We start from the raw sequence: 22,918 nt of genomic DNA, 5'->3' as shown, positions 1-22,918 counted from the left end.
CGGGTTTGATATAGAATAGTAATACTATTTTTAAGGTTTAAAAAGCAAAAAAGCGATAATCAATGTAATAATGATATTAAAGAATTGCGCAGCGAGAAATGCTATTAAAGGTTTTCTGCTGTTGTTTTGAAGCAAATCTTTAAAATTGGTTTCTAAGCCAATACTTGTAAAAGCTAAGGCAAACCAAAGTCCTTGCAGATTTTTTAAGCTTTCTTTTACTTCATCTCGGGTTTCTGGTGCAACAAAAAACGAAAAGACAACAGAAGCTGCTATAAACCCAATGACAAATTTTGGAAAACGTTCCCAGATTACGCCTAGAGTTGGTTTCGATTTTTGAACCTCAGAAGATTGATTGTGAGTATATGTCCAATAAATTGAAATGGCAAAAGCGGCTATACCCAATAAAACATTTTGTGAGAATTTGACAATTGTACTTATTTTTAAAGCAGTTTCGCCAACCAAAGTTCCAGATGCGACGACAGCTCCAGAGGTATCAATACTTCCGCCGAGCCAAGCGCCTGTTACTTCTTCGGGAAAATTAAAATGACTGGCTATGATCGGCATAAAAATCATCATCGGAATTGCGGTAACCAAAACCATCGAAATCACATAGGACAATTTTTTTGAATCTCCTTTTATCGCTCCAGAAGTTGCAATCGCCGCTGATACTCCGCAGATTGAAACCGCACTCGAAATCATCATGGTTAATTCGTCGTCGACTTTTAGTTTTTTGCATAACCAAAATGCAAAATACCAAACCGATAAAACGACAACTAAAGCCTGTATTAAACCTAATGAACCCGCTTTTAAAATATCAGAAAAAATAACACTCGTTCCCAGTAAAACCAATCCGATTTTGACAAAAAGTTCGGTTGATAATGCTGAACGAAACCACTTTGGAAGGTGGAAGAAATTTCCAATAATTAATCCAATGGCCAAACTGAAAATGACTGCTTCTAGATTTAGCGCTTTTACCTCAGAATTTCCAGCAAGTATCAAGGCAATTACTGTCAGCAGATAAATGATTGGAAATCCTAAAACGAAATTTTTAACTGATTTCCCAACTAAGAAAGTGCCGATTATCCCAATAGAAATAAAATAAAGAAATTGAACACCAATGGTTTGAATGTTTTTTATTTCGAAAACATTATTTATTAAATCTGTTCCATTTGTCCATTTAAAAACGGGAACTTCTGGCAGAAAAAGAAAAAGAGAAATTCCGATAATTAGAAAAGCGAGAATAACGACGGTCCAATCTTCGTGAATAGTAAATTTTGTTGAGGTTGACATTAAAGTTTGAATTAAATTCTTTTTTGAGAATGTTGGTGAAATTGCCTACAGTTTTAACTGGAGGCAATTGATTTTTAGGATTAAACCCGACAGGTTTTTAAAACTGTCGGGTTTGTATTAGAAAATTACAATTTATAAATCGACAAAGTATTTCTGTTTGCCAAAGTCAAATTCGTAATAAGTTAAATTAGGCCAAAGCGGTTTTATTAAACCCTTTTCCCAATTTTGCAGCGCAGTTTGCAATTCTTTTACCTTTTCAGGATTTTTTTGTGAGAGGTCTGTTTTTTCAAATTTATCAGAAGCAAGATTGTACAGCCATTTTTCATGGGTTCTTCCACTAATAACTAGTTTCCAGTCGCCACTTCTAATCGCTTTTGCATCGCCCGAACGCCAGTATAAATCTTTGTGGGCAATTTTATTTTCATTTACTGTTTTTACTAAATCAACTCCGTCATAAATTCTGTCTTTTGGTAAATCAGAACCAATTGCTGATGCAATAGTTGTGAAAAAATCAAGAGTGCTTACGGGGTTTTTGTAAACTGTATGAGGCTTAATTTTTCCTTTCCACGAAAGTGCAAAAGGAACATTGATTCCGCCCTCAAAATGAGAAAATTTACCACCTTTAAGTGGAGCATTTGTTGTGGCAAAAGTATAATCGGCACCGCCATTATCGCTGGCAAAAAAGATTAAAGTATTTTCTTCTAAACCTTCTTTTTTGATTTTTTCACGTATTCTTCCAATTGCATCGTCTAAAGCGCTAATCATCGCAAAATAAACACGTTTGTTTTCATCTTTTACGTTCGGAAAACGATCATAATATTTTTTTCGAACCTGAAACGGCGTATGAGGTGCATTAAACGGAATATAAAGCAAGAAAGGTTTGTTCTTATTTTTATCAATAAAAGCTTCGGCTTCATCAGCAAATTTTTCGGTTAAATAGGCTTTTTCATCAATAATGGTGGTATCTCGGCGAATTTGTCCAATTCCAACGCGGCCATTTCCCCAAATCGTTTTGTCTGTAAAATCTTTATGATGGTGATTGATAATATCTGGATTATTATCCTCAGGTGCATAAAGCGAAAATGCCTGATAAAATCCGTAATGATAATCGAAACCTCTGTCTAAAGGAAAAAATCCTTTGTTGTGGCCTAAATGCCATTTACCAATAATTCCAGTACTGTAGCCTTGTCTTTTCGCTAAATCTGCAAATGTGATTTCAGATTTTGGAAGTCCTTGCGTTTTAATCGAAGCTTCATTAGGATAATTGATTTTATCATTTAATCTCCATCCGTTTGTATTGATTAAATATTTAAAACCATAATATTCTAAATTATTCTTCGGATAACGATCTCCCGGCTGATATTCATGCCCAAAACGTTCCTGATACCTTCCTGTGATTAATCCAGCGCGTGAAGGTGAACAAATTGCAGCTGAAGCATATCCATCAGTAAAAGTAACTCCAGAAGCCGCCAAAGAATCAATCTGTGGAGTAGGAGTCGACTTTCCTCCATAAAGCGAAATATCATATTTACCTAAATCATCGGCAAGGAGAATAATGATATTTGGCTTTTTTACTGTTGAATCGGATGGTGCTTTTGAGGCTAAAAATACTTTTTTACCTTTCGTTAGTTTCTGGTCTTCTTTTACTAATGTTCCGTCAGTGTTAATCGGCCAGAATAAAAATGCTCCTAGAATGAGAAGCACTAGTAAAATGGGAATTACAATTTTGGTTATTTTTTTATAGGTTGCCATATATGGTTTTTGGTTTGTTTTTTAATGGAATGCAAGAACTTTGTCAAAGTTTTACACGCATTTTTGTCATTCCGAGGAACGAGGAATCTCCGCAAGAAACTCTATAAAGATTGTCGATTTTGATTGCGGGCTTCGACTTCGCTCAGCCTGACAAACTGTACGTATGTAAAACTTTGACAAAGCTTAAAAGCATTACTTCGAAGCCAAAGCAACATCAACTTCACTCTTCAAATCATTGATGCCTTCTTTCTTAAAAATAATTTTTCCATTTTCGTATAAAATCAAAGTCGGGAAAACTTTCACCGTTTTTAAATCGGCAATTACCTGCGGACTGTCTTCCAGCTCAATTTCTACGATTTTCAAATTGGTTCCATATTCCGATCGAATGGATTCTAAAATGGGTTTTACTTTTTTACAAGGCGAGCAGTATTTGGAACCAATATCTACTAGGACAGTTTTATTAGCAGCAATTATTTTATTGAATTCTGTTAAAGACAATTTACTTTTTAGATTGGAATAAAAAGGTTTTCCGTTTCCAATCCAATTGGCAATTCCGCCTTCTAAACTGTAGGCTTCTGAGAAACCATTTTTTAATAATTCTTTCTCTAAGGCCACACTTCGGCCTGCTCCAATAGAATAAATAAAAACAGGCTTAGATTTATCTAGTTTAGCAACAGATTGCGCGTAATTTTCAGATTGAAGATTAAAGTTTACAGCGCCTTCAATATGGTTCAAAGCAAATTCTTCGGGAGTTCTCGCATCAACAATCTGCGGATTTTTTTGACTTTTTATTTTCGAATAAAATGAATCTAGCGACAATGAGCTATGAATTTCATTTTGCGAAAAAGCAGCAACTGCCCATAAAAAGGCAATTGCTGTTATACTAGTTTTTAAGATGTGATTTTTCATGTAAGGAAGTTTTTATACTTGTTCTAATACTGGAGCAGGAGTTTCTTCAACAGCAGCCGTTTTAGGTTTTAATGGAAACGATAATACTCCTTCGGCAAGAGAACTGCCTTCTTTTTTAGATTTAAAAATTGGCCAAAGAAACTGAGCGTACCATTCTTCTTGTTTGTACGATTTTGTTCCGAATGATTTTGGATATTTACGTGTTATTAGACCTGTTCCGAAAATGATATCCCAGATAAAAAACATATTTCCAAAGTTTCCTTTAAAGTGACCAACGCCGTCTCCGCTTGTGTCTGCATGATGCGCTTGATGTGTTGCAGGAGTAGAAATCAGTCTTTCTAAAACCCATGCAATTGGATGCAGCACTTTGTATTTGTAAAAAGGTTTATCCCAAGGAATACTGGAGTGCGCACCTAAAGTGATAAAACTTTTGATTACTAAAACAAATAAAGCAGGAAGTCCTAAACCCAAATAGGTTAAAGTTGCTGTCAAATAAATTTGAGAAAAGAAAACCGTGTAAATAAAGTTTTGTCTAGAAGCCATCGCCATTCCCATATATGGAGCCGAATGATGCGTTCTATGAAAACGCCATAAAAACGGAACCTGATGATGCAATCTATGGTACCAATACTGTGTTAAATCGTCTGCAATGGCAATTAAGAAAAAGCCTCCCCAAAATGGAACCCATGATAATGAATTTGCCAAATTTGGCAATAAATAAGGCAAAGCTGTTAAACTGAAAAAAGCAATTACGGGAGGCAAAAGTAATTTTGGTGCTAGGAAACAAACAATATCTATTTTACGTTCTTCGCCTGTCCATTCGTCATCGTACAGTCCAGCTGCAAATTCTATAATTCCTAAAACGATCATAAATACCGTTAATCCCCAAGTTCTGATATTAGCAAAAACAGGTTGTGCAAATTCTAAAAATGAAGGCAGTGTAATGTGCGATTCATTTATGGCTCCGCCTGTTAATTTGAAATACAAATAAATTGCCACTACCGGCAATGAATAAATGAAGAAACTTATCGTTAAGTCTCTGGTTAATTTTTCTTTTTGAACTATTGCCATGATTTCTTACTTTAAAAATTGATTTACTACTGCTAATCCGCCAGCTAGAATCGCTAGTGGAACTAAAAACAAGATTATCCCCACGACAATCTTTTTTCCTATAATTTCATAATCTACTCGTTTCATAATTACTCTTTTTTATGTCCTGCAAGGTTTTTCAAACCTTGCAGGTATGTTTTTTTAAGCTTTTAATTTAAACCTACAAGGTTTTGGAAACCTTGCAGGTTCGGTAATTAGTTATTGGTTCCTCCAGGTTTAGTGGCTTGTTTGATTAAGTCAGAAACTGTTTTTCCTTTATCAGCGCCTGTATTGTGAATTCTTCTGTTGTACACATCCTGCCAATCAATCAAAGGGTAGACGTTGTTTTCTTTGGCTTGTTCATCAAATAATTTTTGAAGTTCAGCCAGTTTTTCAGGATATTTTTTCGCCAGATTATTACGTTCATTGAAATCTTCGTTAAGATTGTATAATTCCCAAACATCTGTATCGAAGTTGCTTGGAGCTGGTTTTTCGTTGCTTCCTAGAGATTTTTTCACAGCAAAAGAATCTGGTAAATGTGCCGCAGAAGCTTTCCATCCGTCTTTGTAAATGGCTCTGTTTCCAAAGATGTAGTAATATTGAACTTTGTGCAATGATTCGGCTTTCGGATTATCTAAAGAAGCTTGAAATGAAGAACCTTGAATAATATCTTGTTTGATTCCTTTAATATATTCTGGAGCTTTAATTCCTGCAATTGCCAATGTAGTTGGAAGCAAATCGGTTACGTGGCTGTATTGATTTCTGATTCCGCCTTTATCTTTAATTCCGTTTGGATAAAAAACAATCAACGGATTACGAGTTCCTCCTTCTGAATGTGCATCTTGTTTCCAGTTTTTGAAAGGAGCATTGGTTGCTTGTGCCCATCCTAAAGGATAATTGGTATTTAAACCTTTTGCTGTTCCGATTTCTCCAATATTATTCAAATTGCTTTGGAAGTTTTCTTCATCTGTTTTTCCTTGAGCAAACAAACTCTGATTGATTGTTCCTTGCAAAGTTCCTTCTTTACTAGCTCCGTTATCACCAATGGCAACAAAAATTAAAGTGTTATCCAATTGTCCACTTTGTTTTAAATAATCCACAACTCGTCCGATTTCATAATCGGTATACGTCAGGAATCCTGCATAAACTTCCATGAATCTTGCGTATACTTTCTTTTGGTCTGGAGTTAATTTTTTCCATTCCGTAATTAAAGCATTACGATCTGGCAGTCCTGCATTTTGAGGAAATATTCCCAATTTCTTTTGGTTTGCCAATACTTTTTCGCGGTAAACATCCCAACCTTCATCAAATTTTCCTTTATAAGGTTCAACCCATTTTTCAGCTACCTGATGAGGTGCGTGAACCGCTCCTGGAGCATAATACAAGAAGAATGGTTTTCCCGGCGCTGCTTTCTGCTGTTTCTGGATGTAGCTGATGGCTTTGTCTGTAATCAATTCGTTTAAATGACGCCCGTCAGGTTTAATATGAACTTGATCTTCTACCAAATCAGGATTGTATTGATCGGTTTGAGAACCTAAGAATCCGTAGAAATGATCGAAACCTTTTCCAGTTGGCCATCTGTCAAACGGACCCGCATCTGTAGCATCTTCGTCTGGTGTAACGCCATATTTTCCAACCGCAAAAGTGTTGTATCCGTTGTCACGTAAAATCTCTGCAATAGTTCCTTTATCAGAAGGAATTCTTCCGTCCCAACCTGGGAAACCAGCAGATAAAATAGTGTGAGAAAATCCGCTTACGTGAACTCTACCAGAATTTCTTCCGGTCAGTAATGCGGCACGGGTAGGAGCACAAATTGCTGTTGTGTGAAAGTTGGTATAACGCAAACCATTATTTGCCAGATTATCAAAAGTAGGAGTGTTGATTAATCCTCCAAAAGTGCTTGAAGCTCCAAATCCAACATCATCCAAAAGAATCCAAACAATATTCGGAGCGCCTTTTGGTGCAGTTACAGGATCTGGCCAATATTCTTTAGAATCAGCTAAAGTTTTACCAATTGTACCCTTAAATTCTTGTTTGTCCTGTGCAAATCCTAATTGTGCAATTAGGACAGCAGTAATCAAAAGCCCTTTCTTAGAGCCTTTGATTGAAATGCTATTTTTTAAATTTTTCATTTTTTATAGTTTTTTAGTTATATGGTTTTAATTAATATCCAGGATTCTGAGGTAATCCATCAGGGTTGATATTTCTTTCGCTTTGCGGAATCGGATACAGATTATTTCGCTCTGAAACCGAATTTTTAGCCGTTACTTTTTTTACTTCGGTAACCAGAGTTCCCCATCTTACCAAATCGTACCAGCGTTGTCCTTCCTGAACAAATTCTTTTTTGCGTTCTTCCTGAATTGCCGCTCTAAAAGAGGTCTGATTTAATCCGACTAAATCGACAGAAGCATCCGGAGTTGTAATAGGTTTTCCAAAAGCTCTTCTGCGAACTTGATTGATTAATTCGTATGCTTCTGCCGTTGGTCCGCCTTGTTCATTTATCGCTTCCGCTAAAGACAAAAGGATGTCCGCATAACGAATAACCGGAAAGTTGATCGCTACGTTTCCAGGAGTAGCCAAATTGGATAAATCCAAATATTTTTTGAAGATTGGTTTCGGAAAAGTGTAAAGCGTTCCCGTTGCAGGATTAAGCAACTGTTTGGCGTAGCTTACATCTCTTCTTTTGTCACCAGGTGCATAAATATCATAAAACAAAGCAACATCTGAGATAATATCTGCCGGTTCTGTTGCGGTGAATCCCGTAAAAGAAGTGGCTTGAAAAGTACTTCCGCTAGAACCATTTCCTGCTTGATTTGGCTCAAATTGAACCGAGAAAATATGCTCTTTTCCGTTCTTTTTTGTTTTAGTGAAAATATCTTGGAAATCTTCAAACAACGCGTATCCGTAACCGCCATCAATTACTTCTCTAGATTTCGCAATAGCATTTGGCCAGTCTTTTCTAGTCAGATATACTTTGGTTAAAATCGCTTTTGCGGCTCCCGATGTAGCGCGTCCAGCATCTGCAGCGGTATACGTTTTTGGAAGAGCTTCAGCATCTGTTAAATCTTTAATGATTTGATTATAAACTTCATCAACAGTAGAGCGATTGGTTTTTAAATCTCCCAAATTGATAGAAGTCGCTTCGTGCAAAACAATTGGAACACCTCCCCAAAGACGAACTGCTTGAAAATACAAGAGCCCTCTAATAAATTTAGCTTCATTAATCAATCTGGTTTTGATAATCTCTGAACCAGAAACTTTCGGAATATTGTCAATAGAAACATTGGCTCTGTTGATTCCGTTATAAATTTGTCTCCAAGCCACTTGAACACGATCTGAAGTAGCATCATGCGTTAAACTACTTAAAGCCCTTACTTGCGGATTGGTTGCGGAAACTCCCGTCGCCGCATAATCTGAAGCCATATCGGTTAAGAAATAAAGGTTTCTTCCAAACAAACTCTGCTCGCCTGGATCAAGGCTTAAAGAAGCGTAAACTGCTGTTACACTTGCAGTAGCATCATCTTGAGTGACAAAATAATTGTCTTCGGTTACAAATGAGGTAGGTGTTACCTCAAGATCTGCGCACGATACCAATAGACCGGCACTTAAAAGGAATGTTATAATTATCTTTTTCATTTTAATATCTTTTTACTTAGAAAGTTACGTTCAAGCCCGAGATGAATGTTTTGGAGTTTGGATAAGAGCCAAAATCAATTCCCGGATATAAATTGTTTTGTTCGTATGAACTTACCTCTGGATCATAGCCAGTGTATTTGGTCCATGTGATTAGGTTTTCTGCTGAGATGTAAATTTTTACACTCTTTGTTCCTATTTTTTTAGAAATGCTTTTTGGTAAAGTGTATCCTAATGTGATTAGTTTTAATCGTAAGAAAGAAGCGTCTTCAACATAGCGCTCAGAAACAATTCCTAACGGAGAACTAGAAGCTCTCGGAATTTCGTTACTCGGATTTGTTGGTGTCCAGCGATCATTTAAAGTTGCTGCTGCATTGGTTCCAAGAGTTGAAATTTCTAATTGCTGATTTAAAGCATTGAATATCTTTCCTCCGTATGCTCCTTGAAAAGAGAAATTCAAATCAAAATCATTGTATGAAATAGTATTACTGAAACTTCCAACAAATTTTGGCTGAGAAGTGCCTAAGTTTCCTTTGTCAAGAGCTGTAATTACGCCATCTCCGTTGGTATCCACATATTTTCTGTCACCTACTTTGGTGTTTGCTAAACTGTTGATTTTTGGCTGTGTATTAACTTCTTCTTGAGTTTGAAAAATTCCGTTGGTTTTGTATCCCCAGAAAGTTCCCAAAGGCAAACCTACTTTTACAATAACTGGCTGCTGCTGCAATAAAGAACCATTTGGAACTACTGGGAAAAATTCGTTTACACCATTTCCAATCTCAGTAACTTTATTTCTATTTAAAGAAAATACGATGTTGGAGTTCCATGCGAAGTTTTCTGTTTTAATGTTTTCAGTTGTTAATCCAACCTCAAAACCTTTATTTTCAACACCTCCAATATTCTGAAGAACTGTTGCATAACCAGAGCTCAACGGCACTGGAACGTTGATTAAAAGGTCTTTTGTTTTCTTATAATAAACATCAAAAACAAAATTGATTTTTCGGTCTAATAAAGATAAATCCAATCCAACGTTGTACTGATTGGTTTTTTCCCATTTCAAATCTGGATTTGCCAATCGAGTAGGAGCCAGACCTGTGTATAATGTTCCTCCAAAAGAATAATTAACAGATCCCATTGAAGCCAGAGGCAGGTAGTTTCCAATTTCTTGGTTTCCTGTTGTTCCTGCTGTAATTCTCAGTTTAGCTTCTGTTACACCTTTAATATTGTTGGCAAATTCTTCATCGGTAATATTCCATGAAAATCCTGCAGAAGGAAAATAACCCCAAAGTGATTCTGAACCAAATCTAGAAGAACCGTCCGCACGTCCAGAGAGCGTAAAATTGTACTTTCCTTTATAAGAATAATTCACTCTTGCTAGCCAAGATTTCAAAACACTTTCATAAGCGTCGCTATACGGTTTTACAGGAACACCATCTTGAATAGCATTGTAAGTATTGGCATCATTAACAAAAGTTTGAGCGCCAGCATTCACAACTTCGCCTTTCGTATATTGAAGTGTATAACCTCCCAAAGCAGAAAATTTATGATTTTCGCCAAAATGGGTATTATAATTTAGTGTGTTTTCATTTAAAACAGAACCTACTGATCTTTCTCCAATAGAAGCTAAACCTTTTGTTCCAGCTCCTGTTGTGGTGTTTGATGGCGCGTAATAGTTTTGTTTGGTATTTAAAACATCACCGCTTACAGCGACCTTTGCAGTCAATTCTTTATTGAATTTATACTCGCCAAATAAACTGGTTAGAATCCTGTTTAATTTGGTTTCGTTAGTTGTATTATCCAGATCATTTATTGGATTTGGAACATAACCATTTACAGAAGTTGCATAAGGATTGTTGGTTACATTATAGCTTCCGTCTGCATTTTTAATAGGTACAACAGGAGCTGTTAAAAGCACACTAACAAGTGGGTTCGGATTTCTTCCAGCCGCCGCACCGCCATTTGTGCCAACTCCATTTGCAATTGAGTTTGTATAATTAGCATTTACACCAAATTTGAATTTCTGAGAATAATTTCTTTCATAGTTTGCTCGAAGCGAAATACGTTTAAAATTAGAACCCAAAACAATACCATCTTGATCGAAGTAACCTGCAGAAACGGCATATCTTGATTTTTCATCTCCACCAGAAAAAGATAGATTATGACTTTGAACAGGGGCAGCAGTAATAAATGCCGCTGACTGCCAATCGTAATTTCCTGAGGTTTTTAAAGCCTCGATTTGTTCAGGAGAGAAAGAAGGAGCTTGGCCAATGCTTGCCTGAACATCATTTCGTAAACTTGCCCATTCGCTGGCATTCATTAATCTAAGTTTTTTTGAAATATTCTGAAATCCGAAATAACCTTGATACGAAATATTATCTTGTCCTTTTGTTCCTTTTTTAGTCGTAATAATTACAACTCCATTTGCACCACGAGAACCGTAAATTGCTGTTGCCGATGCATCTTTCAGCACTTCTATCGATTCTATATCGGCAGGATTTATAGTAGATAAAACGTTTACACTTGCTCCGGCATAAGTTACTCCCGCGCCACTATTACTATTGTCGTTGTAAATTAAAATTCCATCCACAACATATAGAGGTTCGTTACCAGCAGTAATAGAGTTTCCTCCGCGAATGCGAACACTTGAAGAAGCACCTGGACGACCAGAACTTTGTGTGACTACAACTCCAGCTACAGCGCCTCTTAAAAGATTATCTGCCGATGAAGTTACCTGAGATAAATTGGCTTTTGGAACGGAAGCTACAGAACCTGTAATGTCTTTTCGTTTTTGAGTTCCGTAACCCACAACTACCAATTCGTCTAGTTCTTGGCGTTCTTCTTTAAGGTTTATGATTACTGGATTTTTTTCAACTACTATTTCTAATTTTTTATATCCGATGTAGCTTACGATTAAAGTGTACGGAAATTTCTGTCCTGTCTGAAAATAAAACTTTCCTTCTGCATCGGTCACCACACCATGAGTTGTTCCTTTGATAGTTACAGAAGCACCTATAATAGGCTGATTTGTAATGTCATCAACAACAGTTCCGTCTAGTTTTGATTGAATAAGCGGTGTGGTATTTTGGGCTTGTATTCCTGCCGTTATCAAGAGTAGAAACAGCAGTATGTGTATGTTTAACTTTTTTTTCATTTCTTTGTGTTGGTTTTAAGTAATTAACAAGACGCCCTGAGCACTGTTTATACAGCACTCTAATGGTGTTCTTGATTTAGTGATAAATGTTCTTTAAGCCTTGCCATTTCTGTTGCCGCAGAAATGGCTTTTTTTATTTACAGCAACAGGTTTGCATTGTTTTCATTTTAGTCTTTTTAGTTGTTAGTCATTTAATTTGTTGAATAATAGATATGGTTTCAAGAATCTGCCCGACACAAGTGAATGCATCAGAGAGACTTTTGGATAAAATTCAGTAAATATTTTTGGTGGTGTTTTTTTGATTTGCTTCGATATGGATTCTAGAGGCAAACAAAATAAAAGGAGATTATTAACAACAGAAACACATATAACAAAAAGTGCTATAAGTGTATTTTTTAGGAAGAATGTAACGCGATATGCTTTCTGTTGTTTTCACAATAATAGTTTTTATGGTTTGAAATATTATTTTAAACTCTACTAATCCTATAGACAAAGTTAAATTTTATATAATAAAAACCAAAAGTTTGTTGAGTTTTTTTTGAAAAATATACATTTACAGAGACATTGTTGACAGAATTATTTCTTTTATTGCCTTATTTTAAAGGTGTTGACAGGTTTTTTAAGTTTCAAACAAATGTTAAAAGAAATCTTATAAACTAAGTAAAATTGTAGTATTTTACACTTTGTTTTCAAGTAAAAAACAACTTTGGAAAGATTTAGGAGTAATAAAAAAAGGAAAAAAATGACGAAAAAAGTTATTTTGCTTTTGATTTTGTAAAATCTAAACTTGAATTTAAAGTTGATTTTGAATAAATTAGAGTAATTTTATACGTATCAAAAAGAAAATTCAAATTTTTTAATCAACCTAATGATAAATACTTATATTTGTATTAAGTATTTATACTTAGTTTTATAATCCGAAGAAATGATAGAAGTAAATGAAGCTTTAGAAATTGTTGCAGCAAATAGTTCTGTTTTGACCACTCAGAAAATCTCTGTAGATAAGGCGTTGGGATATATTTTAGCAGAAACAATTTATTCGCCAATTTCAATGCCTCCGTTTCGCCAATCGGCAATGGATGGTTATGCTTTTATTCATTCACGAAGACATCAGTTTGATGTAGTAGGAATTTCTCAAGCTGGAGATCATGCCAATATAAAACTAAAAGAGACTGAAGCCGTTCGTATTTTTACTGGTGCTTATGTTCCTAATGATGCAGATACTGTTGTTATGCAGGAACATGTAATGGTAAACGGAGATTCTATTCTGATTGCAAAAATGCCAGAACCTTTTGCCAATGTTAGAAGTAAAGGTGAACAGATTAATGCAGAAGATGTTGTTCTTGATGCCAATACCCTGATTACACCCGCTGCAATTGGTTTTTTAGCGTGTTTAGGAATTACAGAAATAACGGTTTATAAAAAGCCGAAAGTAGCTATTTTAGTTACAGGTAATGAATTGGTAAAACCTGGAAAAAAACTTTCAAAAGGAAAAATCTACGAAAGCAACTCTATAATGCTTCAAGCTGCATTGCAGACTATAGGCGTTAATAAAATTAAAGTTCATACTGTTAAAGACAATTTAAAAGCAACAAAAAAAGCCTTGGAATCCATTCTCAAAAAGAATGATATTGTGCTTATATCTGGCGGAATTTCTGTTGGAGACTATGATTTTGTAAAAGAAGCATTAGTGAAAAACGGAGTAGAAGAACTTTTTTACAAGATCAATCAGAAACCTGGAAAGCCAATGTTTTTTGGTTCTAAAAAAGATACTTTGGTATTTGCCTTGCCTGGAAATCCTGCTTCATCTTTGACTAATTTTTATATTTATGTATATCCAGCAGTCAAAAATAAAATGGGATTTTCTAATACACATTTGCCAAAGATTGTTCGAAAATTAGATAGCGAGGTCGTAAATAACACAGGGAAAACACTTTTTTTAAAGGCATTGTATAATGAAACAAGTGTTACGATTTTAGAAGGGCAAGCCTCTTCAATGCTAAATTCTTTTGCTATTGCAAATGGTTTGGTAATTGTGCCTCATGATATTGAAAACATTAAAAAAGGAGCTTCAGTAACAATCTTGCCCATTGATTAAAGGTTTTTAGATAGGAAGAAGAAAGAACAAAGATTAAATAGAAAAGATTAAAGATTTTTAAGATAAGAAGCGGAAAGCGCTATATAAATAAAAACACATAGCTAACCGTTAAACATTTAACCAAATAAACGATTAAACAAAAAACATGAGCCTCTTAACTTCCGAAAATATACTATTATTCAGTTTCGCCTTAATTATAATAGCGTTTTTATATTCAAGTGTCGGGCACGGCGGAGCATCAGGATATTTAGCATTGATGAGCATTTTTGCTTTTCCGGTTTCTGTAATGAAACCATCGGCTTTGCTGTTGAATTTGTTTGTTTCGAGTATTTCGTTTTTGTTTTATTATAAAAATAATTATTTCAAACCAAAGCTCTTTTATCCGTTTGCCATTGCATCGATTCCGGCAGCGTTTATTGGTGGTTTTATAACCTTAGATAATGCGATTTATAAAATTGTTTTAGGAGTTGTATTGGTTTTTGCAGCGTTGAGGTTGTTTGGAGTCTTTAATTTTAAAGAAAAAGAGGAAGTAAAAATAAATCTTCCGTTTGCTTTGGCAATTGGTTTTGCCATCGGATTATTATCTGGAATGTTAGGAATTGGCGGCGGAATTATATTAAGTCCGATTCTATTGTTTTTAGGATGGGCATCTGTAAAAGAATCGGCGGCAATCTCAAGTTTATTCATTTTTGTGAATTCATTTGCGGGAATGTTAGGATTCTTTTTAGGAGGAAAAACAATTCCGATAGAAAGTTTCTATCTCGTTCCAATTGCTGTAGTAGGAGGAATGTTAGGTGGTTTTTACGGAAGTGGCTCTTTCTCTAACAGAACATTAAAAATGGTATTAGGAACAGTGATTTTAATGGCAAGTGTTAAATTGATCTTTCCTTGAAAATAAAATTGAATTTAACCGCAAAGCACGCAAAGTTTTATAAAAGCTATTTTCGAAATAGTTAAGTGCGCAAAGCTTTGCGAACTTAATTTAAAGGTTAAAAGAATAAAAAACTTAGCGCACTTTGCGGTAAAAAAACTTTTCAATTTAAACCTGAAACAAAAAAACTATGGAAACACTAACAGTATTTATTCTTTGCGGAGGAAAAAGCACCAGAATGCAATCAGAAAAAGGATTGGTTTTGTTTCAGGATAAGCCATTTATCGAACATATTATTCAGGCTATTTTACCCATAACAGATCAAATTAAGCTGATTACAGGATCAAAAGAATATGATTATTTGCCCTATCAAAAAATACCAGATTTAATAGTAGACAGAGGTCCGTTGGGAGGAATTTACACCGCACTGTCATATTCTGAAACCGAATTCAATCTGATTTTAAGCTGTGATATTCCGTTAATTTCAACCGAATTACTGCAGGAATTAATTTCAAAGCATACACAAGAAGCGGGAATTACAGTTTTTGCATCTGAAAGTAAAACCCATCCATTAATCGGAATTTATTCAAAAAATATTGTTCCGGTAATAAAAGAAGCAATTGATTCTAATGAATTAAAAATGATGGATCTGCTAGCAAAACTGCCACATCAGATTATCAATATAGAAGAAAGTGAAAATTATCATTTAAGTAATATTAATTCGGCAGACGAATTAGATGATTTAAATATCAATTCAATTTAAGGCATTATGAAAACTTTAAAAACACCAAAATTAACCATTGTCGGCGCTGGCCCAGGCGATGTTGAATTGATTACGCTAAAAGCAATTAAAGCTTTAAAAAGTGCCGATGTAGTTTTGTATGATGCTTTGGTAAACGAAGAATTACTAGAATATGCATCGAATGCAGAAATTGTTTTTGTTGGAAAACGTTTGGGCTGTCACGCGTACACACAAGATCAGATTAACGAATTGATTGTTTCCATGGCAAAAACTCACGGACATGTGGTTCGTTTAAAAGGCGGTGATCCGTTTGTTTTTGGAAGAGGAAGTGAAGAAATTGAATTTGCTGAAGATTTCGGAATAGAAACAGCTATTGTGCCTGGAATTTCGTCAGCACTAGGAGTTCCTGCTTCAGTCGGAATCAGTTTGACACAGCGCAAAGTGGCCGAAAGTTTTTGGGTTATCACAGGAACAACTTCATCTCATGAATTGTCAAAAGACGTTCATTTGGCTTCAAAATCGGCAGCAACTGTTGTGATTTTAATGGGGATGCATAAACTGTATGAAATTATTTCAATCTATCAGCAAAACAGAAATGATGATCTGCCAATTGCCATTATACAAAACGGAACGAAAAATTCGGAGCAAAAAGTAATAGGAACTATCAATACAATTACTAAATTGGTGGTTGAAAAAAATATATCATCGCCAGCCATTATCGTGATTGGTGAAGTAGTCAGAAATACATCGAGCTGGATTTCGTATTTTCAAGAACACTTTGAAGACGAATTCATTTTCCAGAATTTAAATTTATAAAAATGATCGAGGTTAAATATTTTGGAGCTGTTGCTGAAAAGACAAAATGTGAATTCGAAAAGTTATCTTTTTCTGAAGAATTGTCATTGCAAAAATTGTTGCAGGATTTGAACGAGAAATATGAATTCAAATCACTGACTTTTAGCGTTGCGGTAAATCAGAAGATAGTTTCTAAAACTTCAGATTATACTTTACAGACTAGCGATATTGTAGCTTTGTTGCCTCCATTTGCTGGCGGTTAATTGAAAAATTATGAAAGAATCAACACGATATAACCGACAGACAATTCTTCCTGAAATAGGAGTAGAAGGCCAGTATAAATTATCAAAAGCAAAAGTCTTGGTGATTGGTGCTGGTGGTTTGGGTGCTGCAGTTTTGCCTTATTTGGCTGGTGCAGGAATTGGTGAAATCGGAATTGTTGATGATGATGTAATTGATGTTTCGAATCTTCATCGTCAGGTTATTTATAAAACTTCGGCTGTTGGAAAATCCAAAGCTGAAGAAGCTAAAACGATGATTTCAGAATTAAATCCAGAAATAAAAGTGAATGCTTTCTCTGAAAAATTATCTGGAAGAAATGCCATTTCGTTATTTGAAAAATATGATATTATCGTAGATGCAACAGACAATATTTCGATAAAATATCTAATTAATGATGCTTGTGTCGTGACGAATAAACCAATGGTTTACGGATCTATTTTTAGATTTCAGGGGCAAGTTTCAGTTTTCAATTATCAAAACGGACCAACATACAGATGCTTGTATCCAGATGAAAATTCGAATGCTGCAAATTGTGAAGACGCTGGCGTAATTGGCGTTTCAGTTGGAATTATCGGAATGTTTCAGGCCAATGAAGTCATAAAGATAATTCTTGGAGTTGGAGAAGTTTTAAGCGGAAAAATTTTGGTTTATACTATTTTGAATAATGAACAGCAGAAGTATGATTTCGATAAAAGCGATTTTCAGTCTATAAGCAGAGAAGCATTCGAAGAAAAATATAATAAAACAGAAATTGAAGAAATAAAATTTGAACTTCTTTTGGATGAAATAGAAAACGATGAGGTTCTTTTTTTAGATGTTCGAAATGAAGATGAAGTGCCAAAAATCAGTTTACATAATCAAATTCAGATTCCGTTAATGCATTTAGAAAAGGAAATAGAAAAACTGGATAAAAACCAAAAAATCTATGTTTTCTGTCAATCTGGAATTAGAAGTAAAATCGCAGTCGAATTGCTTCAAAAGTATCAATTTAAATATGCAAAAAGCATTGCAGGTGGCGCTTTGGCAATGAAACAATTATTACAAGAAATAAAAATATAGTCATAGATTTTAAAATGTTCGTCTAGTTTGTCATTTCGACGAAGGAGAAATCTCCACGAGAAACTCGACAAAGATTGGGGAAATACTGTGCGGAGCTACTTGCGAAGATTTCTCCTTCGTCGAAATGACAATATTGAGTTTTAATTCGTGAAAATTCGTGTATTTCGTGGCAAAAGAAAAATCATTTTAATCCATATAATCTGTGGCAAAAAAAAATAAAAAATGAGTAAAAATGTATTTGTAGAAGGGCCAATTGCTCCTGAATTTATAGCCGAATCGATCGCTAAACACCAATCAAAACATACGATTGGAGCGCACAATATTTTTCTAGGACAAGTTCGTGCCGATGTTATTCATGATAACACAGTCGTAGCAATCGATTATTCAGCTTATAAAGACATGGCAAATGAAGCTTTGTATGCCATTCGCGAAAAGGCCTTCGCTAAGTTTGACTTAACCTGCATGCATATATATCACAGCTTAGGCGTTGTAAAAGCGGGCGAAATCTGTTTGTTCGTTTTTGTTTCGGCAACACGTCGCAAGCAAGTTTATGAGGCAACGGAAGCGATCGTAAACTGGATAAAAACAGATGTGCCAATTTTTGGCAAAGAAATGTTTGAAAACGATACATTCACTTGGAAACAAAATAGTTAATGGTAGATATTACGCATAAAATAAGCACATTAAGAAAAGCAACAGCAACTGCAATTGTAAAAGTCAGTAGACAGGAAACTATTGATGCTGTTGTCAATAATTTGGTGCCAAAAGGAAACGTACTGGAAATGGCAAAAACTGCCGGATTATTTGCGGTAAAAAATACCCATTTGTCCATTCCAGATTGTCATCCGCTTCCAATTGAGTATACTGCTGTTGAATACAATATAGAAGGATTAGAAATTCATATTATTTTCAGTGTAAAGACTGTTTATAAAACTGGAGTTGAGGTTGAAGCCATGCATGGAGCTTCGATTGTAGCCTTGACAATGTACGATATGCTGAAACCAATTGACAAGGAAATCGAAATTTCGACTATCAAATTAATTAATAAAGAAGGCGGAAAATCGTCTTTCAAAAATAAATTCCCGAATGTAATTAAAGCTGCGGTTTTCGTTTGTTCCGATTCCATTTTTGCGGGCGATAAAGAAGATCGTTCAGGAAAAACAATTGTAGAAAAACTAGATTCGTACGGAGTAGAAACTTCTCACTACGAAATCATTCCAGATGAATTGGATATTATTCAGGAAAAAACAAAAGCTTTCGCTAAAGAAAATCAGCTGGTTATTTTTACAGGCGGAACTGGATTATCACCAAGAGATGTTACACCAGAAGCCTTAGAACCATTATTGGAAAGCAGAATTCCAGGAATTGAAGAAGCCATTCGCAGTTACGGTCAGCAAAGAATGCCGTACGCCATGCTTTCTCGAAGTGTTGCAGGTACTTTAGGAAAAAGCCTAGTTTTGGCTTTGCCGGGTTCAACAAACGGTGTAAGAGAATCTATGGATGCTGTTTTTCCGCATGTAATGCATGTTTTTCATATTTTAAAAGGAAAAAATCATGACAGCCTCTAATACTATTTTGACGGATGGTTTTGGGCGCAAGCATAATTATCTGCGCATTTCGCTGCTGGAAAAATGCAACCTGCGTTGTACATATTGTATGCCAGCGGATGGAATCGCATTGTCTCCAAAAGCTAGTTTAATGACTGCCGATGAGATTTTTGCAATTGCTCAGACTTTCGTAAAAAATGGTGTTGAAAAAATCAGGTTAACTGGCGGTGAACCTTTGCTAAGAAAAGATTTTCCAGAAATTGTTTCTAAATTATCGCACTTAAACATTTCACTTTCTTTGACTACAAACGGAATTTTAATTGATCGTCAAATTGAGGTTTTAAAGCAGTTTAATGTCAAAAAAATCAATCTGAGTTTAGATACTTTGGTTTCTTCTAAATTCGCTTCAATAACGCTTAGAAATCAGTTTGAGAAAGTGATTGATAATCTGCATTTACTTTTGAATAACGATTTTCAGGTAAAAGTAAATGTGGTTTTGATAAAAGGGTTTAATGATAATGAAATTGTAGATTTTGTAAAACTGACTCAGTTTCTGCCTATTTCGGTTCGATTTATAGAATTCATGCCATTTGCTGGAAACGAGTGGGACAGAAGCAAAATGGTATCACAGAACGAAATTTTAGCGTTAGTTGAAACGCAATTTTCTTCGGAAGAAATTCAAAAACTAGAAGACGAAAAAAACTTCACTTCAAGAAATTATAAAATAAAAGGTTTTCAAGGCGATTTCGGAATTATCAGTTCCATCACAAATCCGTTTTGTGACAGTTGCAACCGCATCCGCTTGACGGCAGACGGAAAAATAAAAAACTGCCTTTTCTCTAATTCAGAAACTGACTTATTAACTGCTTTTAGAAATGGAGAATCTATTACTGATTTGATTTCAGAATCCATTCAAAATAAAAAGAAAGTCCGTGCAGGAATGGTTACGATGGATGAAATGGACGATCCTACAAAACATTTTGATAATCGCAGCATGATTGCGATTGGGGGGTAATTAATTGTGAATTGTTAATTGTGAATTGTCTGGCTTAGTGAAGTCGACGTCTTAACCGCATAGCTTTGTCATTCTGAGGAACGAAGAATCACACTAGAAGCTCGTCATAGTAATTCTCCAATCTTTGTCGATTTACGAGTGCGATTGCTTCGCCAGTTCGCTATCGTTCGTGTCTTCGTTTCTCAGAATGACAAACTGTATGTACATTGCTAATGAAAATAAAAAAAGGTTTAACTTTTTTCAAAGTCAAACCTTCTCAGAATACTATTTTTTCTTTTTAGCTTTTGCTTTTTTTTGTGCTTTAGCTTTTTTGTCAGCAACTTTCTTAGCTTTAGCTTTTTCTTTCGCTTTTTTAGCCTTTTCTTTTTTCTTTTCAGCTGCTTTTAGTTTTGCTTTTTTCGCTTTTTCTAATTTTTTGATAACAGCTTTAATCGCTTTTTCTCTTTTCTTTTCTTTGTCTTTTTTGGCTTTAAGTTTAGCTTTAAGCTTTGATTTTATGTCGTTTTTCTCTTTACCAATTTTCTCAACAGTTACAACAGGTTTGTTTTCTGCAACGTCATTGGTTTTAATTTCTACAATTTCAGAAACGATAGGTTCTGTTTTTGCAGCTGTTGTTGCAGGTTTTTTCACCGTGGCTCCTGGTGCTGTTTTAGAAGCCGCTCTTATGGGAGTTTTTGCTGCAGTTTTGACAGTTGCAGCAGGTGCTTTTGTAGCAGCCGTTCTAGTAGTGGCTGTTTTTGCAGTTGTTGGTTTTACTGCAGTTCTAGTAGTTCTTTTAATTGTTGTCTTAGTTTCTGGTTGTATTTCTGTAGTACTTTCTACAGCTGTTTCTGCTGGAACATCAGTAGCTTTGTCAGCAGAAGATTGTGTTGTTCTTTTTATCATAACTGTATTTTTTATTGAATGAATAGATTTTAACCAAGTGATTTTAAAGACTTCGAAGTATATTTCTTTAAATATAAACTCTTAGTTAAGTTAAATATACGCAATTTTTGAATACAGAAATAATAGAACTCGCTAATTTTCAACTGCTTCCAAAATTCTAAAATTACTTTTTGGTGCTTCACAAAGAGAACAGCAATAAGATTCTGGGAGATTTTCAAACAAAAGACCTTTTGGAATTCCTTGGGTTTCGTCTCCGTATTGAGAATTGTAAAGGGTTAAGCATTCCTGGCATTGGTATATATCCAACTGTGGTTTTTCTTTTTTCTGAAGATTTTCTGTTGTTTCTGCAGCTGTGTTTCCAAGTTCGTCAAAATATTTTCGGCTTAACTCAATTAAAATGGTTGGCAGTTCCAGTTTGTCGATATCTTGAGAGTGTACAATGTATTCACGCGTATTTGGGTCGAAATTCTTCGCAAACAAAACATTATAAGTGTCTCTGATCTTAATAGATTCCAAGTCTTTTGGAAGCTCATTTTTTTCGATGACAATTGAAGTAAAATAATGTCCGTCGCGATTGTATTCTGAAATTCCAAAGTTCAATCCATAGGTGCTGATGTCAAATTGATCTAAAGTTCGAACCAGAAAAGTTTTAAGATTCAAAGCCCATTCCATCGCAACAGGTAAATGCCAATTTAATTCTAATAAAGAATGTCGTACGTTAATGCCTCGTTTCCCTAAGAATTTTTCCCATTCTAGTTTTCGATCTTTCGGAATTCCTTTTATAATGAAAGATTTCCAAGGAGTGATACAGATTTTCCCGATTTTGCATTCAAAACACAAATCGCACATTTCTTTTAAGAAATCCAAATCGTATAAATTATTTCTCCAATACAAACCCAACCAATATTGATCAATTCCCATTCTATTCATTCCTTCATAATACGGAAATGGATAAAAAGGAATATTCAACGGTTTGTCGATTGTTCTGTTGTTGGTATCTAAAGCTTCGCTTACCAAAGTAAAAAGCAGTTCGATATCCGTTATTTCTTCTTCGGAAATCTTTTCGATTTCGTAATAAATCTTAGCCAGATCCCAGCTGTAAATCAAAACAGGATAGACTTCTATTTTCTCCCATTTTGGAAGACGAATGTATAAGTACCAATAATCTTCATGCTCCGAAGCGATAAAGTTTAAATGTCCTGTAAACAAAGGAACTAATTGCTGTTTCGGATCGGTTATGTTGACTTTAAGTTTTGGCTGTTCTTTAAATTCTTCCAAAATATATAAAAATCTATTTCCAGTAAGCCAATTGGTATTTCTGAAAATATCTGTCGAAACATAAGATGAAACAATATTGTTGCCGCTTTTTTGATCCGGATAAACAAAATGATGTTTTCCTAAAGTGGTTTTATCTAAAGATTTAAAGCCTTTTGGGAAAATAATATCCTGTCTAGAACCAAACGAAATCGAATCCAGACCTTCTTTCAAAGCGATGTTTACAACTTCTTTAAGTTCTCCTGGCGAAATAACGCCTCCTTTTACTATTAATCTTGTCAGTTCCATTTTTTCTTTTTGTTTCAGGTTTTCTTTGTTTCAGGTTTCAAGTTTCTGGATTGTGTTGATTTAAACGCAAAGAGCGCAAAAGTTTTTCGCAAAGTTTTGAAGGTTTATATTCTGTGCAAAATTATTTTCTATCGAAAAGTTCGCAAAGCAATACTTAAAATTTTTATTCAAAGCTTTGTGAACTTTGTCTACTTAAAAAAAATAAACTTTGCGAAACTTTGCGAAAAACTTTTGCGC

General features: G+C 35.0%; 18 protein-coding genes. 9 read left to right on the top strand and 9 right to left on the bottom strand.

Features of this window, described 5'->3' with window-relative positions; translation table 11 throughout:
• Positions 1-30 precede the first annotated feature (30 nt).
• From OZP10_RS02090 to OZP10_RS02060, 7 genes are all read right to left on the bottom strand, one after another.
• Positions 31-1,290, bottom strand: coding sequence for a YeiH family protein (locus OZP10_RS02090; protein WP_281633294.1), 1,260 nt, complete (start codon positions 1,288-1,290; stop codon positions 31-33).
• Positions 1,291-1,422: 132 nt separating this feature from the next.
• Positions 1,423-3,042, bottom strand: a complete 1,620-nt coding sequence (locus OZP10_RS02085) for a sulfatase-like hydrolase/transferase (protein ID WP_281633293.1) — start codon at positions 3,040-3,042, stop codon at positions 1,423-1,425.
• 192 nt (positions 3,043-3,234) lie between these two features.
• Positions 3,235-3,951, bottom strand: coding sequence for a thioredoxin domain-containing protein (locus OZP10_RS02080; protein WP_281633292.1), 717 nt, complete (start codon positions 3,949-3,951; stop codon positions 3,235-3,237).
• A 12-nt stretch (positions 3,952-3,963) separates the two neighbouring features.
• On the bottom strand, positions 3,964-5,022 hold the full coding sequence (locus tag OZP10_RS02075) for a sterol desaturase family protein (protein WP_281633291.1): 1,059 nt from the start codon (positions 5,020-5,022) through the stop codon (positions 3,964-3,966).
• A 233-nt stretch (positions 5,023-5,255) separates the two neighbouring features.
• A complete protein-coding gene (locus OZP10_RS02070) occupies positions 5,256-7,172 on the bottom strand; it encodes an arylsulfatase (RefSeq protein ID WP_281633290.1) in 1,917 nt (638 codons plus the stop codon).
• 31 nt (positions 7,173-7,203) lie between these two features.
• Positions 7,204-8,676: a RagB/SusD family nutrient uptake outer membrane protein gene (locus OZP10_RS02065; RefSeq protein WP_281633289.1), complete on the bottom strand. Its 1,473-nt coding sequence runs from the start codon at positions 8,674-8,676 to the stop codon at positions 7,204-7,206.
• Between the two features lie 16 nt (positions 8,677-8,692).
• The gene (locus OZP10_RS02060; protein WP_281633288.1) at positions 8,693-11,824 is read right to left on the bottom strand and encodes a SusC/RagA family TonB-linked outer membrane protein; all 3,132 of its coding nucleotides are present in this window, start codon (positions 11,822-11,824) and stop codon (positions 8,693-8,695) included.
• A gap of 925 nt (positions 11,825-12,749) precedes the next feature.
• Between OZP10_RS02060 and OZP10_RS02055 the strand changes: the two genes are divergently transcribed.
• From OZP10_RS02055 to moaA, 9 genes are all read left to right on the top strand, one after another.
• A complete protein-coding gene (locus OZP10_RS02055; RefSeq protein ID WP_281633287.1) occupies positions 12,750-13,922 on the top strand; it encodes a molybdopterin molybdotransferase MoeA in 1,173 nt (390 codons plus the stop codon).
• Positions 13,923-14,067: 145 nt separating this feature from the next.
• Positions 14,068-14,814 (top strand): sulfite exporter TauE/SafE family protein, encoded by a 747-nt coding sequence (locus tag OZP10_RS02050; RefSeq protein WP_281633286.1) that lies wholly within the window; start codon positions 14,068-14,070, stop codon positions 14,812-14,814.
• Between the two features lie 169 nt (positions 14,815-14,983).
• The gene (locus tag OZP10_RS02045; protein ID WP_281633285.1) at positions 14,984-15,556 is read left to right on the top strand and encodes a molybdenum cofactor guanylyltransferase; all 573 of its coding nucleotides are present in this window, start codon (positions 14,984-14,986) and stop codon (positions 15,554-15,556) included.
• Positions 15,557-15,562: 6 nt separating this feature from the next.
• Positions 15,563-16,351, top strand: a complete 789-nt coding sequence (gene cobA / locus OZP10_RS02040; protein ID WP_281633284.1) for a uroporphyrinogen-III C-methyltransferase — start codon at positions 15,563-15,565, stop codon at positions 16,349-16,351.
• Positions 16,352-16,353: 2 nt separating this feature from the next.
• Positions 16,354-16,593, top strand: coding sequence for a MoaD/ThiS family protein (locus tag OZP10_RS02035; protein ID WP_281633283.1), 240 nt, complete (start codon positions 16,354-16,356; stop codon positions 16,591-16,593).
• Between the two features lie 10 nt (positions 16,594-16,603).
• Entirely contained in the window at positions 16,604-17,671 is a 1,068-nt protein-coding gene (moeB, locus tag OZP10_RS02030; protein ID WP_281633282.1) for a HesA/MoeB/ThiF family protein, read from the top strand.
• A gap of 222 nt (positions 17,672-17,893) precedes the next feature.
• A complete protein-coding gene (locus tag OZP10_RS02025) occupies positions 17,894-18,325 on the top strand; it encodes a molybdenum cofactor biosynthesis protein MoaE (protein WP_281633281.1) in 432 nt (143 codons plus the stop codon).
• Positions 18,325-19,239: a bifunctional molybdenum cofactor biosynthesis protein MoaC/MoaB gene (moaCB, locus tag OZP10_RS02020; RefSeq protein WP_281633280.1), complete on the top strand. Its 915-nt coding sequence runs from the start codon at positions 18,325-18,327 to the stop codon at positions 19,237-19,239. Before OZP10_RS02025 ends, moaCB begins: the two co-directional genes overlap by 1 nt.
• On the top strand, positions 19,226-20,233 hold the full coding sequence (gene moaA, locus OZP10_RS02015) for a GTP 3',8-cyclase MoaA (RefSeq protein ID WP_281633279.1): 1,008 nt from the start codon (positions 19,226-19,228) through the stop codon (positions 20,231-20,233). The genes moaCB and moaA overlap by 14 nt, the downstream gene beginning before the upstream one ends.
• A gap of 264 nt (positions 20,234-20,497) precedes the next feature.
• On the opposite strand, the gene OZP10_RS02010 is transcribed toward moaA, so the two are convergent.
• A complete protein-coding gene (locus tag OZP10_RS02010; RefSeq protein ID WP_281633278.1) occupies positions 20,498-21,118 on the bottom strand; it encodes a hypothetical protein in 621 nt (206 codons plus the stop codon).
• Positions 21,119-21,250: 132 nt separating this feature from the next.
• On the bottom strand, positions 21,251-22,681 hold the full coding sequence (locus tag OZP10_RS02005) for a rubredoxin (protein WP_281633277.1): 1,431 nt from the start codon (positions 22,679-22,681) through the stop codon (positions 21,251-21,253).
• Between the last annotated feature and the right edge of the window lie 237 nt (positions 22,682-22,918).

Source organism: Flavobacterium luteolum, assembly GCF_027111275.1.
In the GTDB taxonomy this organism is placed as follows: domain Bacteria; phylum Bacteroidota; class Bacteroidia; order Flavobacteriales; family Flavobacteriaceae; genus Flavobacterium; species Flavobacterium luteolum.
Note: the sequence above shows the minus strand (reverse complement) of the source record. Positions and strands in the feature narration are given on the sequence as shown.

Coding starts and splice junctions, on each gene's coding strand:
- OZP10_RS02090 (WP_281633294.1), bottom strand. CDS start 1,290: ATGTCAACCTCAACAAAATTTACTATTCACGAAGATTGGACCGTCGTT.
- OZP10_RS02085 (WP_281633293.1), bottom strand. CDS start 3,042: ATGGCAACCTATAAAAAAATAACCAAAATTGTAATTCCCATTTTACTA.
- OZP10_RS02080 (WP_281633292.1), bottom strand. CDS start 3,951: ATGAAAAATCACATCTTAAAAACTAGTATAACAGCAATTGCCTTTTTA.
- OZP10_RS02075 (WP_281633291.1), bottom strand. CDS start 5,022: ATGGCAATAGTTCAAAAAGAAAAATTAACCAGAGACTTAACGATAAGT.
- OZP10_RS02070 (WP_281633290.1), bottom strand. CDS start 7,172: ATGAAAAATTTAAAAAATAGCATTTCAATCAAAGGCTCTAAGAAAGGG.
- OZP10_RS02065 (WP_281633289.1), bottom strand. CDS start 8,676: ATGAAAAAGATAATTATAACATTCCTTTTAAGTGCCGGTCTATTGGTA.
- OZP10_RS02060 (WP_281633288.1), bottom strand. CDS start 11,824: ATGAAAAAAAAGTTAAACATACACATACTGCTGTTTCTACTCTTGATA.
- OZP10_RS02055 (WP_281633287.1), top strand. CDS start 12,750: ATGATAGAAGTAAATGAAGCTTTAGAAATTGTTGCAGCAAATAGTTCT.
- OZP10_RS02050 (WP_281633286.1), top strand. CDS start 14,068: ATGAGCCTCTTAACTTCCGAAAATATACTATTATTCAGTTTCGCCTTA.
- OZP10_RS02045 (WP_281633285.1), top strand. CDS start 14,984: ATGGAAACACTAACAGTATTTATTCTTTGCGGAGGAAAAAGCACCAGA.
- cobA (WP_281633284.1), top strand. CDS start 15,563: ATGAAAACTTTAAAAACACCAAAATTAACCATTGTCGGCGCTGGCCCA.
- OZP10_RS02035 (WP_281633283.1), top strand. CDS start 16,354: ATGATCGAGGTTAAATATTTTGGAGCTGTTGCTGAAAAGACAAAATGT.
- moeB (WP_281633282.1), top strand. CDS start 16,604: ATGAAAGAATCAACACGATATAACCGACAGACAATTCTTCCTGAAATA.
- OZP10_RS02025 (WP_281633281.1), top strand. CDS start 17,894: ATGAGTAAAAATGTATTTGTAGAAGGGCCAATTGCTCCTGAATTTATA.
- moaCB (WP_281633280.1), top strand. CDS start 18,325: ATGGTAGATATTACGCATAAAATAAGCACATTAAGAAAAGCAACAGCA.
- moaA (WP_281633279.1), top strand. CDS start 19,226: ATGACAGCCTCTAATACTATTTTGACGGATGGTTTTGGGCGCAAGCAT.
- OZP10_RS02010 (WP_281633278.1), bottom strand. CDS start 21,118: ATGATAAAAAGAACAACACAATCTTCTGCTGACAAAGCTACTGATGTT.
- OZP10_RS02005 (WP_281633277.1), bottom strand. CDS start 22,681: ATGGAACTGACAAGATTAATAGTAAAAGGAGGCGTTATTTCGCCAGGA.